This window comes from Planobispora longispora (assembly GCF_016863135.1).
GTDB classification, from domain to species: domain Bacteria; phylum Actinomycetota; class Actinomycetes; order Streptosporangiales; family Streptosporangiaceae; genus Planobispora; species Planobispora longispora.
In genome coordinates this window covers 1-16559 of sequence record NZ_BOOH01000029.1, presented here as the reverse complement: position 1 = coordinate 16559, position 16559 = coordinate 1, and the positions used below count along the sequence as shown (strand labels likewise).

The following is a 16559-nucleotide window of genomic DNA, read 5'->3' as shown; positions in this document are numbered from 1 at the left end:
CACCGGGCGGAAAACAGTTTGAACCTCCAGTAACTGGAGGATTGAGGATCGTCTCGTGACCGACCGCACCGAGCCGTTCACCACTGAACGGCCGTCCGACCGCACCGAGCTGTTCACCATCGGGCAGCTGTCCGACCGCACCGGCCTGTCGGTGCGCACGATCCGCTTCTGGTCCGACAGCGGCCTCCTGCCGCCGACGCGCCGTTCCGCCGGTGGGCACCGGCTCTACGGGGCCGAGGCGGCGGCCCGCCTGGATCTGGTCCGGACCCTGCGCGAGCTGGGGCTGGGCCTGGACACGGTCCAGCGGGTCCTGGCCGGGCAGGCCACGGTGACCGATGTCGCCAGGACGCACGCGGACGCCCTGGACGCGGAGATCCGCGTCCTGCGGCTGCGCCGCGCGGTGTTGCGGTCGATCGCCCAGCGTGGAAGCACGACCGAGGAGATCAGACTCATGCACGAGATGGCCCGGCTGTCCGCACAGGAGCGGCAGCGCCTCATCGACGACTTCGTCGACCGCGCCTTCGAGGGGATCGACCCCGGCGCGACGGGAGCGCACATCGCGCAGGCGATGCGGAGACTCCCGGCCGAGTTGCCCGACGAACCCGCCCCCGAGCAGGTGGACGCCTGGATGGAACTCACCGGTCTGGTGGCCGACGAGGGCTTCCGGCAGCGGGTGCGCCAGATGGCGGTGGCGGGCGCGGAGGCGGGAGGGGAACCGCGGCAGCCGTACGACTCCGGGCCGATCCTGGAGCACGCCGGGGGCGCCGTGGAGGCGGGCGTCGCCCCGGACGGCGCCGAGGGCCGGGCGGTCCTGGAGCGGATCATCGCCCCGGACACGCCGGCCGAGGAGCGCGTCCGGCTGGCGGAGGAGATCGAGACGTTCACCGACCGGCGGGTGGAGCGCTACTGGCAGCTGATGGGCATCCTCAACGGCTGCGCGCCGTTCCCGTCGGCCGCCGCCGCCTTCGAGTGGTTCGCCGCCGCCCTGCGCGCCCACTCCTGAACCGCCGAACCCCCGGGAAAACGCGCGGGCCGTACCTCCCCACGAAGGTACGGCCCGCGCCTGGCGCCGGGGAGGATCCCCGGCAGGAAGACCCTACGGCCTCCGGGTCACTTCGACGCCTTGAGGTAGTCGCGGTTCATCCTGGCGATGGTGTCCAGCGGGATGCCCTTGGGGCAGACCGCCGTGCACTCGCCGGTGTTGGTGCAGCCGCCGAAGCCCTCGGCGTCCATCTGCTCGACCATGGCCTTGGCGCGGGAGTCGCGCTCGGGCTGGCCCTGGGGGAGCAGGGACAGGTGGGTGATCTTGGCGGCGGTGAAGAGGGAGGCCGAACCGTTGGGGCAGGCGGCGACGCAGGCGCCGCAGCCGATGCAGGTGGCCGCGTCGAACGCCGCGTCGGCGTCGACCTTCTTCACCGGGACGCTGTGCGCGTCCGGGGCCGAACCGGCCGGGACGGAGATGAAGCCGCCCGCCTGGATGATCCGGTCGAACGACGAGCGGTCCACGACCAGGTCCTTCACCACCGGGAACGGCGCGGCGCGCCACGGCTCGATGGTGATGACCGCGTTGTCCTCGAAGTGCCGCATGTGCAGCTGGCAGGTGGTGGTGGCCACCTGCTCGCCGTGGGCGACACCGTTGATGACCATGCCGCACATGCCGCAGATGCCCTCGCGGCAGTCGTGGTCGAAGGCGATCGGGTCGTCGCCCTCCAGGATGAGCCGCTCGTTGAGCACGTCCAGCATCTCCAGGAAGGACATGTCCGGCGACACGTCCTCGACCCGGTAGGTGACCATACGGCCCTTGTCCTGCGGGCCGTTCTGGCGCCAGACCTTGAGAGTGAGGTTCATACCCTTGGCTCGCTCGCTCACTTGTAGCTCCGCTGGCTCATCTTGACGTACTCGTAGTCCAGCGCTTCCTTGTGCAGGATCGGCCCCTGCTCGCCGTACTCCCAGGCCGCGACGTAGGCGAAGTTCTCGTCGTCGCGCAGGGCCTCGCCGTCGGCGTCCTGCGACTCGGCGCGGAAGTGGCCGCCGCACGACTCGGTGCGGTGCAGGGCGTCGATGCACATCAGCTCGGCCAGGTCGAAGAAGTCCGCGACCCGCCCGGCCCGCTCCAGCGCCTGGTTGAGCTCCTCGGCCTGGCCGGAGACCTTCACGTTCTTCCAGAACTCCTCGCGGAGCTCGGGGATCCGGTCCAGGGCCTTGCGCAGCGACTCCTCGGTGCGCTCCATGCCGCAGTAGTCCCACATGATCCGGCCGAGCTCGCGGTGGTAGGAGTCGGCGGTGCGGGTGCCGTTCACCGAGAGCAGCTTGTCGATCTTGTTGCGGACCGCGGTCTCGGCCTCGGCCACGGCCTCGTCGTCGACCTCCCCGTAGGGGCCGTCGGCCAGGTAGTCGCCGATCGTGGTCGGCAGCACGAAGTAGCCGTCGGCCAGACCCTGCATCAGCGCGGACGCGCCCAGGCGGTTGGCGCCGTGGTCGGAGAAGTTCGCCTCACCGATCACGAACAGGCCGGGGATCGTGGACTGCAGGTCGTAGTCCACCCACAGGCCGCCCATCGTGTAGTGGACGGCCGGGTAGATGCGCATCGGCTGGGTGTACGGATCCTCGCCGGTGATGCGCTCGTACATCTCGAAGAGGTTGCCGTACTTCTTCTCCACCGCGTCCCGGCCGAGACGCCTGATCGCGTCGGCGAAGTCGAGGTAGACGCCCAGGCCGCCGGGGCCGACGCCGCGGCCCTCGTCGCAGACGTTCTTGGCCGCGCGGGAGGCGATGTCACGCGGGACCAGGTTGCCGAAGGCCGGGTAGATGCGCTCCAGGTAGTAGTCGCGCTCCTCCTCCGGGATCTCCGAGGCGGGACGGGCGTCGCCGGCCTTGACCGGCACCCAGACGCGGCCGTCGTTGCGCAGCGACTCCGACATGAGGGTCAGCTTGGACTGGTAGTCGCCGCTGACCGGGATGCAGGTCGGGTGGATCTGCGTGTAGCAGGGGTTGGCGAACATCGCGCCGCGCCGGTGCGCCCGCCAGATCGCCGTGGTGTTGCAGCCCTTGGCGTTGGTGGACAGGAAGAACACGTTGCCGTATCCGCCGGTGGCCAGCACGACCGCGTCGGCGACGTGCCGCTCGATCTCACCGGTGACCATGTCGCGGACGATGACGCCGCGCGCCCGGCCGTCGCTCACGATCAGTTCGAGCATCTCGTGGCGGGTGTTCATCTTCACGGTCCCGGCCGCGATCTGCCGCTCCAGCGCCTGGTAGGCGCCGAGCAGGAGCTGCTGGCCCGTCTGGCCGCGGGCGTAGAAGGTGCGGGAGACCTGGGCGCCGCCGAAGGAACGGGTGTCGAGCAGACCGCCGTACTCGCGGGCGAACGGCACGCCCTGGGCCACCGCCTGGTCGATGATGTTCACGCTGACCTGGGCCAGGCGGTAGACGTTCGACTCGCGGGCGCGGAAGTCGCCGCCCTTGACGGTGTCGTAGAACAGCCGGTAGATCGAGTCGCCGTCGCCGCGGTAGTTCTTGGCCGCGTTGATGCCGCCCTGCGCCGCGATGGAGTGCGCGCGCCGGGGGGAGTCCTGGTAGCAGAACGACGTGACGTTGTAGCCCAGCTCGCCCAGGGTCGCGGCGGCCGAGCCGCCGGCCAGGCCGGTGCCGACCACGATGACGTGGAGCTTGCGCTTGTTGGCCGGGTTGACCAGCTTGGCGCTGAACTTCCGCTTCTCCCAGCGGTCCTCGATCGGGCCCTCGGGAGCCTTGGTGTCCCGGATCGGCTCGCCCTCGGCGTAGAACGTACCGGGCACGCGAGCTCCCTCGTCGGTCACGGTCGCAGAGGTGCTCTGCTCGTCGGTCGGCTTGTTGCGCTTGCTCACTTGATCGCTCCGATCATGACCGCGACGGGGACCGTGAGGAAGCCGAGGACCAGCACCGCGGAGATCGCGGCGGCGGCCAGCTTCAGCGGACGGTAGCTGCGGCCGCTCGCCAGGCCGAGGGTCTGGAACGCGCTCCACAGGCCGTGGCGCAGGTGCAGGCCGACCATGAGGACGGCCACCGCGTAGAAGGCGGTGACCCACCAGCGCTCGGGGGCGAAGCTCGCCACCAGCCGCTCGTACGGCGTGCCGTCCCAGCCGGCCGGGTTGACCGTGCCGAAGGTCAGGTCGAGCAGGTGGTAGATCACGAACAGCAGGATGACGACGCCGCCGTAGCGCATGGTGTGGACGGCATAGCCGCCCGCCTGGGCCTTGCGCCTGGCCGCGTACTTGACCGGACGGGCCTTGCCCGCCCGGCGGGCCAGCGAGATCGCCGACCACATGTGCAGGACGATCGAGACACCCAGCACGACTTCCACGATGGTGAGCGCGACCCGGTACGGCAGGAGCGGCTCGCCCATGGTGCGCAGGAAGTTCGCGTACTCGTTGAACGAGTCCGCGCCGAAGAACGCCTTGAGGTTGCCGGTCATGTGGCCCACGAGGAACAGCACCAGGACGGCGCCCGTGACGGCCATCACGGCCTTCCTCCCGTTGGAGGAACCGAGGAACCCTCCACGCCGCCTGGGCGTCGCAGCCGGGGGAGTCCGAGGCTTCACTGGCGTGGCGGGAGTTCCCGCTGGGGGGTTAACCGGCGCGGTGGAACTTCCGCGCTCAATCATGGCAGTCACGTCCGTGACCGTAGGAAAAGGACTTTAGTCCCGTCCAAGTCATCACAGATGTGGTTTCCATAGCCTCCGGCTATCCACTCTGTTTACGCGGGGCTTACAACCTATGGTCAGGGGCCTAAATGCGAGAAACCTCACAGTGTTCATGGCGATGCTGCGCATCGCGGCTCGGAGGCTGGTAACCGGCGCCTTCCCTCGTCGTGCTCCGTCGCTACGCTCCCTCGCCCTCCTCAGTCCAGTGCACCGGCGCCTCCTCACGGGTCGGGGGTGGCGGGGCGGGCGGAGCCGAGGACCGGGGCGGCCGTACGCTAGGGAAACGTGCAGCTCCAGCAACTGGCCTACTTCGTGGCTGTCGCCGAGGCCCGGCACTTCACCCAGGCCGCCGAGCGGATGCGCGTCGCCCAGCCGTCGCTGAGCAAGCAGATCAAGGCGCTGGAGGCCGACCTCGGCGCGCCGCTGTTCAGCCGTGCCCGGGGAAACGTCACTCTCACCCCCGCCGGGGAGGCCCTGCTCCCGCTGGCCCGCCGCATGCTCGCCGACGCCGACACCGCCCGGCGGGAGGTCGCCGAACTGGCCGGGCTCCGCCGGGGGCGGGTACGGCTGGGCGCCACGCCCTCGCTCTGCGCCGGGCTGATGGCCGACGCGCTGGCCAGGTTCCACCGCGCCTACCCCGGCATCGAGCTGCTGGTGGAGGAGGGCGGCTCCCGCGACCTGGTCCGGGCCCTGGCCCGCGGCCAGCTCGACCTCGCCCTGATCATCATGCCGCTGCAGAGCGACGACCCGGCCCTGGTCACCGAGGAGATCCTCCGGGAGAACCTGGTCGTCGTCTCCCCGTCGTCCTCACGGCCGCGCAGGCCGTACCTGCGCATCCAGGATCTGCGCGGGCAGCCGATGGTGATGTTCCGGCGCGGCTACGACCTGCGGGAGGCCACCCTCGGCGCGTGCCGCCAGGCCGGGTTCGAGCCGCGGTTCGCCGTGGAGGGCGGCGAGATGGACGCGGTGCTCCGCTTCGTGGAGGCGGGACTGGGCGTCGCGCTGGTCCCGTCCATGGTGCTGGACGGCCGGCCCGGCCTGACCGGGACCCCGCTGGCCCCGCCGGGCCTGCGCCGCACGATCGCCCTCGCCCATCGCAAGGACGTCGAGCCCACCCGTGCCGCGCAGGCGTTCCGCGCCACTTTGCTGTTCTTCCTCGCCGAGGCCGCCCATGACGGTAGCCTTCCCGAGGGCGTCGAGCTGCTCCCGGGCGGACCTGGGCGATAGGCCCTTAGGTCAGGAATCGATCACATGGGCCTCGTTCGAGGAGACGGCCCGTTATCCTTCGTAGGGTCGAACATGTGTCCCCTCGAACAGACGAAGAGGCGTAGTGACCGCTCCGCCCAACGAAACACTCACGCTTCTCCTCATCGAGGACGACTCGGGCGACGCCTTCCTGGTGGAAGAGCTTCTCTCGGAGGCGGAGAACCCTCCGAAGATCACTTGGGTGCGCAGCCTCGCCGAAGCCCGGGTCCGCCTGACCGATGAGGTCAGATGCGTGCTCGTGGACCTCTCGCTCCCCGACGCGTCCGGGCTGGAGGCCCTGGAGCAGGTCCTGGCGATGGCGCCGCACGCGGCCGTGCTCGTGCTGACCGGTCTGAACGACTCGCACGTGGGTGTCGAGGCGGTCTCCGCCGGGGCGCAGGACTTCCTGGTGAAGCAGGACATCGACGCCCGGCTCCTGATCCGCGCGGTCCGCTACGCCATGGAGCGCAAGCGCGCCGACCTCGCCCAGCGCAAGCTGGTCGAGGTCGAGCTGACGACGAAGGAGAACTCCCGCCTGGAGCGCGGGCTGCTCCCCGTCCCCCTGCTGGAGGCGGGGGTGCTCCACCACGAGGCCCGCTACCTGCCCGGCCGCCAGCGCACGCTCCTGGCCGGCGACTTCTGGGACACCGTGCAGAGCGCCGACGGCGCCGTGCACGTGGTGGTCGGCGACGTCTGCGGGCACGGCCCGGACGAGGCGGCGCTGGGAGTGGCGCTGCGGATCGCCTGGCGGACCCTCGTGCTGGCCGGGCACACCGGCAACGACGTGCTGCGCACGCTCGACTCGGTGCTCCGTGTCGAGCGCAAGTCCTCGGAGATCTTCACCACGCTCTGCACGATGACCGTGGAGCCGGGACTGCGGAACGCCCGCATGCACGTCGTCGGCCATCCGCCGCCCCTGCTGATCCGCGACGGCGCGGTCGAGGTGACGCAGGGGACGCCGTCCGGCCCGCCCCTGGGCATCTTCCAGGGCGTCGAGTGGTCCCCCATCGACGTGCCGCTCGGCGACGAGTGGTCCGTCCTGCTCTACACCGACGGCCTGATCGAGGCCACCATCGGCGGAGGCCCCGACCTGCTCGGCACCGAGGGCCTGGAGCGGCTGGTCCGCGAGCAGGGCGGCATCGACCTCGACCGGCTCATCGAGCGGGTCATCGAGCTGAACGAGGACCCGCTCAACGACGACCTGGCCGCGGTCCACATCTCGCGGGGCGGCGGGCGGTGAGAGGACCGACGACGGCGGGCCGCGGCGCTGCCGGGCTCCGGCCGGTGAAGAGCTCGAACCGGTGAAGAACCCCGGACGATAAGGGATTCCGGACGATGAACAGCCGTATGCGACTGCGTCCCCTCCCCGCGCCGCCGCCGGCGGAGGGCTTCGGCAGGCTGCCGGTGGGACGGTGGTTCCTGCTCGCGGGCTCGGCCGTGGCGCTGGTGTTCGCGATCGCCGCCGTGCTCACGGTCGGCGCGATCGGCGCGGCCCGCGATGCCAGGTCGGTCGTCGTCGACGTCATCGACCCCGCGGCCCTGCGCACCCTGGAGCTGTCCGGGGCGCTGGCCACGCAGGAGAGCGCGGTGCGCGCGTACGGCAGGACCCGTGAGGCGCAGCACCTCGAGGACTACCGGGCCGCGATCGAGAAGGAGAGGGCCGCCCTGGCCGCCATCGACCGCCTGCTGCCCGGCCTCCCCGACCCGGACCCCGTCCGTTCCGAGCTCGACGCGATCGGCGCCGCCGCGGCGGCCTGGCGGAGCGAGTACGGCGACGTCGTCACGACCGCCGTCCCGCCGCGCAGGGCGGAGGAGATCCTCACGCGGGACGCGCAGGCCGGCGCTGAGCACTACACCGCGATCCGCGCCGCGCTGACGGCGCTGGAGGACCGTCTGACCCGGGCGCACGCCGCCGCGGGCGAGCGGCTGCAGGAGTCCTGGCAGTCGGTCTACGTCGCTCTCGGCGGGGTGGCCGCGGTGATGGTCCTGGCCTTCGCCGGCTTCATCGTCATCGTCCGCTACGCCGTGCTGCGGCCGGTGGCCGAGCTGACCGGGCAGGTGCGCGCGGTCGCCCAGGGCGACTTCGACCACCGGCTCAACGTCGAGCGCCCGGCCGAGCTCGCCGAGCTCGCCGGTCACGTGGACGCCATGCGGCGCCGCATCCTCAGCGAGTGGCGCCGGGCCAGCGACGCGCAGGCCAAGCTGGAGGACCAGGCGGCGGAGCTGCGCCGGTCGAACGGGGAGCTGGAGCAGTTCGCCTATGTGGCCAGCCACGACCTGCAGGAGCCGCTGCGCAAGGTCGCCAGCTTCACCCAGATGCTGGAGCAGCGCTACGCCGACCAGCTCGACGACCGGGCCCGGCAGTACATCGCGTTCGCGGTGGACGGCGCCAAGCGCATGCAGTCGCTCATCAGCGACCTGCTCGACTTCTCCCGGGTGGGCAGGCTCGGCGGCGAGCGCTCCTCGATCGACAGCGCCGAGCCGCTGAAGGAGGCGCTGGACAATCTGGCCGCCCCGATCGAGGAGGCCGGGGCGACGGTGACCTTCGACGAGATGCCCACGGTGTACGGCAACCGCCAGCAGCTCACCCAGCTCTTCCAGAACCTCGTCGGCAACGCGGTGAAGTTCCGTTCCCGGCAGGCGCCCGTCGTCCACATCGGGGTGCGCCCGGCGGGGGACATGTGGGAGTTCTCCTGCACGGACAATGGAATCGGCATCGAGAGCAAGTACACCGACCGGATCTTCCTGATCTTCCAGCGGCTCCACGGCCGGGACGTCTATCCGGGCACCGGCATCGGGCTGGCGCTGTGCAAGAAGATCGTCGACTACCACGACGGACAGATCTGGGTGGATACCACTAATTCCGACAATAGCTACAATTCAGACATTGACCATCATGCAGATATAAATATCGACAAGCAAGCGAAAAGCGGGACAACGTTCCGCTGGACCCTTCCCCGAGGAGACACCGATGAATGACCTCCGCTGGATCGACGTGCTCCTCGTCGAGGACGATCCGGGAGACGTCCTGCTCACCCGGGAGGCCTTCGAGCTCAACAAGGTCAAGAACAAGCTGCACGTCGTCAACGACGGCGAGCAGGCCATGGCCTTCCTCCGCAAGGAGGAGGGGTACGAGGACGCCCCCACGCCCGACCTGGTCCTCCTCGACCTCAACCTGCCCCGGAAGGACGGCCGCGAGGTCCTCCAGGACATCAAGTCGGACGAGAGCCTGCGCCGCATCCCGGTGGTCGTGCTGACCACCTCCGAGGCGGAGGAGGACATCCTGCGCAGCTACAACCTGCACGCCAACGCCTACGTCTCCAAGCCGGTGGACTTCGACCAGTTCATCAGCGTGGTGCGGCGGATCGACGACTTCTTCGTGACGGTGGTGAAGCTGCCGAACTCCGCCTGACCCCGGCGGCCGGCGCCCTCCCGAGCCGGCTCCCCATTCACCCGCTTTTTCCACATTTATTGATATTTGCCGGATTTTGAGGCTTTTACTACCTCCGGTGATTCCCGAGGCTTTCCGCAGCGGCTCATCTGACCTCTCCGCGACCTCTCGCTTGCCCGACGTGACGGGAATCACACCGGCTCCGAGAAAATGTGAGTGACGCTTCTCACACAACTGATGAGCAGCGTCGTAACGTATCCCCCACCAATGTGTGTGCGCGCACGCGTGAGCCGGCGCGACCGCGGCCCTGCGGGCGGCACAGCTGAAGCGACCCGGACCCTCTGGTGAACGGGGTCCGCGGGAGGTGGAGAGGTCCCTGATGACCCAGACAACGGCCGACAACCCGGCCCCGGCCAGAAGGCAGCGCGCGCAGATCAAAGAGCGCACTCTGCGAACCGACCAGTGGTGGCGTTATCCGCTGGTCACCTTCATCATCTTCACGGCGTTCCTCGTCTACGCCACGTGGGCGATCTTCGATAACGATTTCTTCGTCGCGCCGTACCACGCGCCCTTCGCCTCCCCCTGTCTGGCGGAGGCGGTCTGCGAACCGGACGCGCGGCTGTTCGGCTGGGCGCCGCTCGGCGACTGGTACACCTGGCCGCCGGGCCTGCTGATCCTCGGCCTCCCGGCGGGTTTCCGCTTCACCTGCTACTACTACCGCAAGGCCTACTACCGCGGCTTCTGGCTCTCCCCCCCGGCCTGCGCCGTCAACGAGCCGCACTCCAAGTACACCGGTGAGTCCCGCTTCCCGCTGATCCTGCAGAACGTCCACCGCTACTTCTTCTACGCGGCGATCGTGATCGGTCTGATCCTCGCCTACGACGCGGTCAAGGCGCTCATCGAGAAGCCGGGCGGCGTCGGCACCTGGGTCCTGATCGTCAACGCGATCCTGATCAACCTGTACACCCTGTCGTGCCACTCGTGCCGTCACATCACCGCCGGGCGCCTGAACCACTTCTCCAAGCACCCGATCCGGTACCGCGCCTGGGGCTTCGTCTCCAAGCTCAACGCCAAGCACCAGGAGCTGGCGCTGGTCTCGATGTTCTCGGTCATGGGCGCCGACCTGTATGTACGGCTGGTCGCCAAGGGCGTCCTCACCTTCCCGTTCGCGTAAGGAACCGTGGAACCTCACATGGAAATCGAGCGTCACGAATACGACGTCGTCGTCATCGGCGCCGGCGGGGCGGGACTGCGGGCCGCCATCGAAGCCCGGCAGCAGGGCAAGCGCACCGCGATCGTCTGCAAGTCGCTGTTCGGCAAGGCCCACACCGTCATGGCCGAGGGCGGCGCCGCCGCGGCCATGGGCAACGTCAACAGCGACGACAACTGGATGGTGCACTTCCGCGACACCATGCGCGGCGGCAAGTTCCTCAACAACTGGAGGATGGCCGAGCTGCACGCCAAGGAGGCCCCGGACCGGGTCTGGGAGCTGGAGGCCTGGGGCGCGCTGTTCGACCGCACCAAGGACGGCAGGATCAGCCAGCGCAACTTCGGCGGGCACGAGTACCCCCGGCTGGCCCACGTCGGCGACCGCACCGGCCTGGAGATGATCCGCACCCTGCAGCAGCGCGTGGTCGCGCTCCAGCAGGAGGACGAGAAGCTGCACGGCGACCCCGAGGCGTACATCAAGGTCTTCCAGGAGTGCACGGTCACCCGCCTGCTCAAGACCGGCGACAAGGCCGCGGGCGGGGCGGGCAAGGCGGGGGGCGTCATCTCCGGCGCCTTCGGCTACTGGCGGGAGAACGGCAAGTTCATCCTGTTCGACGCCCCCGCGGTGGTGCTGGCCACCGGCGGCATCGGCAAGTCCTACGTGGTCACCTCCAACTCCTGGGAGTACACCGGGGACGGCCACGCGCTGGCGCTGCTGGCCGGGGCGAAGCTGATCAACATGGAGTTCATCCAGTTCCACCCCACCGGGATGGTCTGGCCGCCGTCGGTCCGCGGCATCCTCGTCACCGAGTCCGTCCGCGGTGACGGAGGCGTGCTGCGCAACTCCGAGGGCAGGCGCTTCATGTTCGACTACATCCCGGACGTCTTCAAGGACAAGTACGCCACGACCGAGGAGGAGGGCGACCGCTGGTACACCGACCAGGCCAACAACCGCCGTCCTCCGGAGCTGCTCCCCCGCGACGAGGTGGCCCGGGCCATCAACTCCGAGGTCAAGGCCGGGCGCGGCTCGCCCCAGGGCGGCGTCTACCTGGACGTCTCCACCCGCCTCCCGGCCGCGGAGATCATCCGGCGGCTGCCCTCGATGCACCACCAGTTCAAGGAGCTGGCCGACGTCGACATCACCGCCGAGCCGATGCAGGTCGGCCCGACCTGCCACTACATCATGGGCGGCGTCGAGGTCGACGCGGACACCGGGGCGGCGTCCGTGCCCGGCCTGTTCGCGGCGGGCGAGGTCTCCGGCGGCATGCACGGCTCCAACAGGCTCGGCGGCAACTCCCTGTCCGACCTGCTGGTGTTCGGCCGCAGGGCCGGCGCCGGCGCCGCGGCGTACGTGGACGCCCTCAAGGCCCGGCCCGCGGTCTCGGAGGAGTCGGTGACGGCGGCGAGGGCCGAGGCGACGGCCCCGCTGGAGCGCGGTGGCGAGAACCCCTACGAGGTCCACCACGAGCTGCAGCGGACGATGAACGACCTGGTCGGCATCATCCGCAAGGCCGAGGAGATCACCGAGGCGCTGGAGTCCGTGGGCAAGCTCAAGGAGCGGGCCAAGGCCGTCGGCGCGCCCGGCGGCCGGATCTACAACCCCGGCTGGCACCTCGCCCTGGACCTGCGCAACATGCTGCTGGTCTCCGAGTGCGTGGCCCGGGCGGCGCTGCTGCGCGAGGAGAGCCGCGGCGGCCACACCCGCGACGACTTCCCCGACATGTCCCCCACGTGGCGGCGCAAGCTCCTGGTCTGCGGCGCCTCCCCCGACGGGTCGGAGGTCACCGTCGAGGAGAAGACCCAGCCCGCCATGCGCGACGACCTGATCAGGCTGTTCGACCGGGCCGAGCTGAAGAAGTACATCACCGAGGAAGAGCTGGTCGACTTCGACGCGCTGGTCAAGGAGTAGAGCCATGGGTTACAAGGCGAAGTTCCGCGTGTGGCGGGGCGAGGGCGGCGAGGGCAGGCTTGAGGACTTCACCGTCGAGGTGAACGAGGGCGAGGTCGTCCTCGACATCATCCACAGGCTCCAGGCCACCCAGGCTCCCGACCTGGCCGTACGGTGGAACTGCAAGGCCGGCAAGTGCGGGTCGTGCTCGATGGAGATCAACGGCAAGCCCCGGCTGGGCTGCATGACCCGGATGTCCACCTTCGGGGAGGACGAGACGATCACCGTGACGCCCATGCGGACGTTCCCGGTGATCAAGGACCTGGTCACGGACGTGTCGTTCAACTACGCCAAGGCCCGGGAGATCCCCTCCTTCACGCCTCCGGCGGGCGTCGAGCCGGGCGAGTACCGCATGCAGCAGATCGACGTCGAGCGGAGCCAGGAGTTCCGCAAGTGCATCGAGTGCTTCATGTGCAACAACGTCTGCCACGTGATCCGCGACCACGAGGAGAACAAGCCCGCCTTCGCCGGGCCGCGCTTCCTGATGCGGATCGCCGAGCTGGACATGCACCCCTACGACGTGGTCGACCGCAAGGACTCCGCGCAGGAGGACCACGGGCTGGGCTTCTGCAACATCACCAAGTGCTGCACCGAGGTCTGCCCCGAGCACATCAAGATCACCGACAACGCGCTGATCCCGATGAAGGAGCGCGTCGTCGACCGCAAGTACGACCCGCTGGTCTGGCTCGGCAACAAGATCTTCAAGCGCACCGGCTCGAAGAGCTGAGCCTCCGGCCCCGGCCTCGCCGTACCGGACCCCCTTCCGCCACGGCGAGGCTGCCCGGCCGCACCCTTCGCTCCACTCACCTACCTCCCTCTTGCCGTGATATGCCACACTTCCCCCATATGTGGCACAGATGGGCGAAATGGGGCTTGTGGAGCTACGGGACATCGAGATCTTCCTGACGCTGGCCGAGGAGCTGCACTTCGGCCGCGCCGCCGAACGGCTGCATGTCTCCGTGGCCCGGGTCAGCCAGGCGATCAAGAAGCAGGAACGCGCCATCGGCGCCGAGCTCTTCGCGAGGAACAGCCACAGCGTCCGGCTCACGCGACTGGGCGAGCAGCTGCGGGACGATCTGAGCCGGCTGCACCAGGGCCTGTCGCAGACCCTGGAGCGGGCGCGGCTGGCCGCGCGCGGCAAGACCGGCACGCTCCGGGTGAGCCTGTTCCCGTCCAACGTCCAGGAGCTGCGCCGCTACTGGGAGACCTTCCGCGCCCGGCACCCGCAGTGGGAGCTGCGCCTGCGGGTGTCGGTCTACCAGGATCCGTTCGCCCAGCTGCGCAACGGGGAGACCGACATCCTGGTCACCTGGCTGCCCGTCGAGGAGCCCGACCTCACCGTGGGCCCGCTGCTCTTCGCCGAACCGAGGGTGCTGGCCGTGGCCGGCGACCACGCGCTCACCCGGTGGTCCTCGGTCTCCCTGGAGACGGTCAGCGACTTCCAGCACATCGCCGTGGAGTCCGTGCCCGGCTACTGGTTCGACAACTACGTCCCGGAGCTCACCCCCGGAGGGCGGTCGATCGACCGCACCGCCACCGTGAGCAACCTCGAGGACATCTTCATGGCCACGGTCCTGGGCGAGGCCGTCAGTCTCTTCCCGGCCCACGTGAACTGGTATTTCCCCCGCCCCGACATCGCCTACCTGCCCGTCAAGGACATGGATCCGCTGCCGTACGGGCTGCTGTGGCTCAGCGCCGCGGAGAACGACATGATCCGCGCCTTCGCCCACGTCGTCCGCGACCTGGGACCGCTGCCCGGCTGAGACCGGTCACGACCGGCGTCGTCTGCGGCGCCGCCACAGGGCTGCCGAATCCCTCCCCCGCGTGAAGTTCCGGGTTAACGCAGCGTTGCGAGATCCCGCGTTGCCCCCGGCCAGGCCGTATCGGCAACCTTGATCAAGGATCAAACGCTACATATGCGGGGAATCGTGGCAAAAAACCACATGCGAGCATATTCATGAACATCATCGGCTCGACGATCGTCTTCACCGTCGATGATCTGGCGAGCTCGCGCCGCTTCTTCACCACCCACCTGGGCTTCCGCGAGGTGCTCGACAGCCCGGACTTCACCTGGCTGAGCCGCGACGACGCGGTGGCCGACGTCCTGCTGCACCAGCGCGACCTCGAACGGCCGCGCGAGCGGATCGCCCAGCCGGTGGTCGCGTTCGCGGTCACCGACCTGGCCCGCGAGCACGAGCGCCTGCGCGCCGAGGGCGCGCCCATCGTCGGGCGGTTGCGGCGCACCCCCTGGGGCGAGTGGCTGCTTCGTCTCACCGACCCCAACGGCATCGTCGTCGAGCTGACCGAATGGATCGCACCCGGCGGCCATCCCGACGGCAGCTGACCCGACGGCAGCTGACCCGACGGCGGCTGATCCCGGCCGCACCATCCCCGCACCGACCAGGCGATGGCGTGTCAGCGGCCGCGTCAGGGCGGCGACGGCCCGGTATCAGAGCGACCGGCGATCGTAGAGGCCATGAGCGGTTCGGCGATCACGACCCCGAGACCGGGGAGCGATCTCCTCGGGCGATCCGGCCCGGGCGATCTCGACACCCCCGGCACCGGCAGGGCCGCGTCTCCGCCGTCCGTCCGCTCTTCGACTTGCCCATCGGATTCGAAGGAGTGCACCACCATGTCCGTCACCCTCACCGACCAGGACGCCCTGACCCTGCGCACCGCCGCCTGGGGCGCCGTCTCGCTGATGTCCGCCGCCGGCGCCGCCGGCTCGCCGCACCGGGTCGCCACCGAAGGCTCCATCGCGCTGACCTCCGCCACCGGCCTGGTCGGGCACGTGCTCACCAAGGCCCCCAGGGGCCTGGACGGCAAGTCCGTGGCCGCCCTCGCCGACCAGGTGCTGCCGGCCCTGACGGCGGCCGTGAGCCTGCTCAAGCGGCAGGCTCCGGCCGAGGCCGACAACTTCCGCCGCACCGTCGCCGTCGCCGTCGACGCATCCGCCCGGGCGCAGAGGGGCGAGCCCGGCCCTGCCATGACCGAGATGGCCCGCAAGATCACCGAGGCCCTCGACGCCGCCTGACGGATGCCCGCCTGCTCATGGTGCGGATGCTGCTGCAGCACACCAGCGGGGTGTTCAACGTCACCGGCGACTTCGACCCCGACGGGACGTTCGTGCCGGGGATCCCCGCCACCCCCTCCGGCAAGGAGGGGTGGACAACCGGTTCACGACCTACCGGCCGGAGGAGCCGGTACGACTGGCGCCGTCCAAGCCGGCGCGGTTCGAGCCGGGCACGGACTGGAGCTGCTCCAACACCAACCACGTGCTGGCCCGGCTGCTGATCGAGCACGACCTGAGCATGTTCATCTCCGCGCTGCTGGGCGGCGAGCTGCTGCCGGCCGAGTTGCTGGCCGAGATGTGCACGCCGCATCCCAAGGCCGGCTACGGCCTGGGCCTGTTCGTGCAGGAGGCTCCGGGCGGCGCCACCGTCATCACCCACAACGGCGGCGCCGCCGGCCACGCGGCGCTGATGTACAGCACACCCGACGGCGGCAAGACGCTGACCGCCGCGCTGAACCACGTCGACGACGCCGCGCTGTCCCTGGGAGCGGCGTTTCAGCGGGCGACGCAGCGGCTCGTCCAGGAGGTGTTCGGCGGGACAGCCGGATCGGCGGACGAGCAGACCGGTTGAGCCGTCCCTCATCCGGCGACCGGCGGCGCTCACCCCGGGGCGGCTGTGCCGTGCGGAGCCCGCAGAACCCGCAGAACCCGCGGAGCTCGCGGAGCTCGCGGAGCTCGGGGCCGGGAACCGCCGGGCGGGCTACTCGCCCTTCCGGCGGAACAGACCGCGCTTCTTCTCACCCGGTCCCGCTCCGGGGATCGGATGAACCGCCGTACCCGTGGGACCCTGGGGCCCCGCCGGAGGCGGCGGCCCGGCGGGCGGGGCGAACGGAGGCGGGGGCTGCTCCTGGCCGCGGGGCGACCCGGGCGGCTCGGGGAACGTCATCGTGTCACCGGGACCGCCGGGCGGGGGGCCGCCGGGACCCTGAGGCGGACCCGCGGGGAAGTCACCGGGACCCTGAGGCGGACCCGCGGGGAAGTCACCGGGACCCTGAGGCGGACCCGCGGGGAA

At 70.0% G+C, this 16559-nt stretch carries 15 protein-coding genes; 12 read left to right on the top strand and 3 right to left on the bottom strand.

The genetic code is table 11. The features are described 5' to 3' along the window. Window positions 1-55 precede the first annotated feature (55 nt). Window positions 56-1003 carry a helix-turn-helix domain-containing protein gene (locus tag Plo01_RS18820; RefSeq protein ID WP_203891936.1) on the top strand — a complete coding sequence of 316 codons (948 nt, stop codon included), beginning with the start codon at window positions 56-58 and terminating at the stop codon, window positions 1001-1003. Between the two features lie 107 nt (window positions 1004-1110). On the opposite strand, the gene Plo01_RS18815 is transcribed toward Plo01_RS18820, so the two are convergent. From Plo01_RS18815 to Plo01_RS18805, 3 genes are all read right to left on the bottom strand, one after another. Continuing rightward, on the bottom strand, window positions 1111-1848 hold the full coding sequence (locus tag Plo01_RS18815) for a succinate dehydrogenase/fumarate reductase iron-sulfur subunit (RefSeq protein WP_203891997.1): 738 nt from the start codon (window positions 1846-1848) through the stop codon (window positions 1111-1113). A gap of 17 nt (window positions 1849-1865) precedes the next feature. Next, window positions 1866-3797, bottom strand: coding sequence for a fumarate reductase/succinate dehydrogenase flavoprotein subunit (locus Plo01_RS18810; protein ID WP_203891996.1), 1932 nt, complete (start codon window positions 3795-3797; stop codon window positions 1866-1868). A 65-nt stretch (window positions 3798-3862) separates the two neighbouring features. Beyond that, entirely contained in the window at window positions 3863-4642 is a 780-nt protein-coding gene (locus Plo01_RS18805) for a succinate dehydrogenase cytochrome b subunit (protein WP_203891995.1), read from the bottom strand. 324 nt (window positions 4643-4966) lie between these two features. On the opposite strand from Plo01_RS18805, the gene Plo01_RS18800 reads away from it, so the two are divergent. From Plo01_RS18800 to Plo01_RS18750, 11 genes are all read left to right on the top strand, one after another. Beyond that, a complete protein-coding gene (locus tag Plo01_RS18800; RefSeq protein WP_203891935.1) occupies window positions 4967-5908 on the top strand; it encodes a LysR family transcriptional regulator in 942 nt (313 codons plus the stop codon). 103 nt (window positions 5909-6011) lie between these two features. Beyond that, window positions 6012-7166, top strand: a complete 1155-nt coding sequence (locus Plo01_RS18795) for a PP2C family protein-serine/threonine phosphatase (protein ID WP_203891934.1) — start codon at window positions 6012-6014, stop codon at window positions 7164-7166. A gap of 107 nt (window positions 7167-7273) precedes the next feature. Then, window positions 7274-8905: a sensor histidine kinase gene (locus Plo01_RS18790; protein ID WP_203891933.1), complete on the top strand. Its 1632-nt coding sequence runs from the start codon at window positions 7274-7276 to the stop codon at window positions 8903-8905. Continuing rightward, complete coding sequence (locus tag Plo01_RS18785) at window positions 8898-9338, top strand: response regulator (protein WP_203891932.1); 441 nt, start codon at window positions 8898-8900, stop codon at window positions 9336-9338. The genes Plo01_RS18790 and Plo01_RS18785 overlap by 8 nt, the downstream gene beginning before the upstream one ends. A gap of 358 nt (window positions 9339-9696) precedes the next feature. Further along, window positions 9697-10491 carry a succinate dehydrogenase subunit SdhC gene (sdhC, locus tag Plo01_RS18780; RefSeq protein WP_203891931.1) on the top strand — a complete coding sequence of 265 codons (795 nt, stop codon included), beginning with the start codon at window positions 9697-9699 and terminating at the stop codon, window positions 10489-10491. Between the two features lie 18 nt (window positions 10492-10509). Further along, the gene (locus Plo01_RS18775) at window positions 10510-12435 is read left to right on the top strand and encodes a fumarate reductase/succinate dehydrogenase flavoprotein subunit (protein ID WP_203891930.1); all 1926 of its coding nucleotides are present in this window, start codon (window positions 10510-10512) and stop codon (window positions 12433-12435) included. A gap of 4 nt (window positions 12436-12439) precedes the next feature. Beyond that, complete coding sequence (locus Plo01_RS18770) at window positions 12440-13201, top strand: succinate dehydrogenase/fumarate reductase iron-sulfur subunit (protein WP_203891929.1); 762 nt, start codon at window positions 12440-12442, stop codon at window positions 13199-13201. Between the two features lie 139 nt (window positions 13202-13340). After that, a complete protein-coding gene (locus Plo01_RS18765) occupies window positions 13341-14237 on the top strand; it encodes a LysR family transcriptional regulator (RefSeq protein ID WP_239316618.1) in 897 nt (298 codons plus the stop codon). Between the two features lie 194 nt (window positions 14238-14431). After that, entirely contained in the window at window positions 14432-14818 is a 387-nt protein-coding gene (locus Plo01_RS18760; protein WP_203891928.1) for a VOC family protein, read from the top strand. Between the two features lie 288 nt (window positions 14819-15106). After that, complete coding sequence (locus Plo01_RS18755; protein WP_203891927.1) at window positions 15107-15508, top strand: hypothetical protein; 402 nt, start codon at window positions 15107-15109, stop codon at window positions 15506-15508. Between the two features lie 130 nt (window positions 15509-15638). Then, the gene (locus Plo01_RS18750) at window positions 15639-16118 is read left to right on the top strand and encodes a serine hydrolase domain-containing protein (RefSeq protein WP_203891926.1); all 480 of its coding nucleotides are present in this window, start codon (window positions 15639-15641) and stop codon (window positions 16116-16118) included. Window positions 16119-16559: the final 441 nt, after the last annotated feature.

Coding starts and splice junctions, on each gene's coding strand:
- Plo01_RS18815 (WP_203891997.1), bottom strand. CDS start 1,848: ATGAACCTCACTCTCAAGGTCTGGCGCCAGAACGGCCCGCAGGACAAG.
- Plo01_RS18805 (WP_203891995.1), bottom strand. CDS start 4,642: ATGATTGAGCGCGGAAGTTCCACCGCGCCGGTTAACCCCCCAGCGGGA.
- Plo01_RS18790 (WP_203891933.1), top strand. CDS start 7,274: ATGCGACTGCGTCCCCTCCCCGCGCCGCCGCCGGCGGAGGGCTTCGGC.
- Plo01_RS18785 (WP_203891932.1), top strand. CDS start 8,898: ATGAATGACCTCCGCTGGATCGACGTGCTCCTCGTCGAGGACGATCCG.
- sdhC (WP_203891931.1), top strand. CDS start 9,697: ATGACCCAGACAACGGCCGACAACCCGGCCCCGGCCAGAAGGCAGCGC.
- Plo01_RS18775 (WP_203891930.1), top strand. CDS start 10,510: ATGGAAATCGAGCGTCACGAATACGACGTCGTCGTCATCGGCGCCGGC.
- Plo01_RS18770 (WP_203891929.1), top strand. CDS start 12,440: ATGGGTTACAAGGCGAAGTTCCGCGTGTGGCGGGGCGAGGGCGGCGAG.
- Plo01_RS18765 (WP_239316618.1), top strand. CDS start 13,341: ATGGGGCTTGTGGAGCTACGGGACATCGAGATCTTCCTGACGCTGGCC.
- Plo01_RS18760 (WP_203891928.1), top strand. CDS start 14,432: ATGAACATCATCGGCTCGACGATCGTCTTCACCGTCGATGATCTGGCG.
- Plo01_RS18755 (WP_203891927.1), top strand. CDS start 15,107: ATGTCCGTCACCCTCACCGACCAGGACGCCCTGACCCTGCGCACCGCC.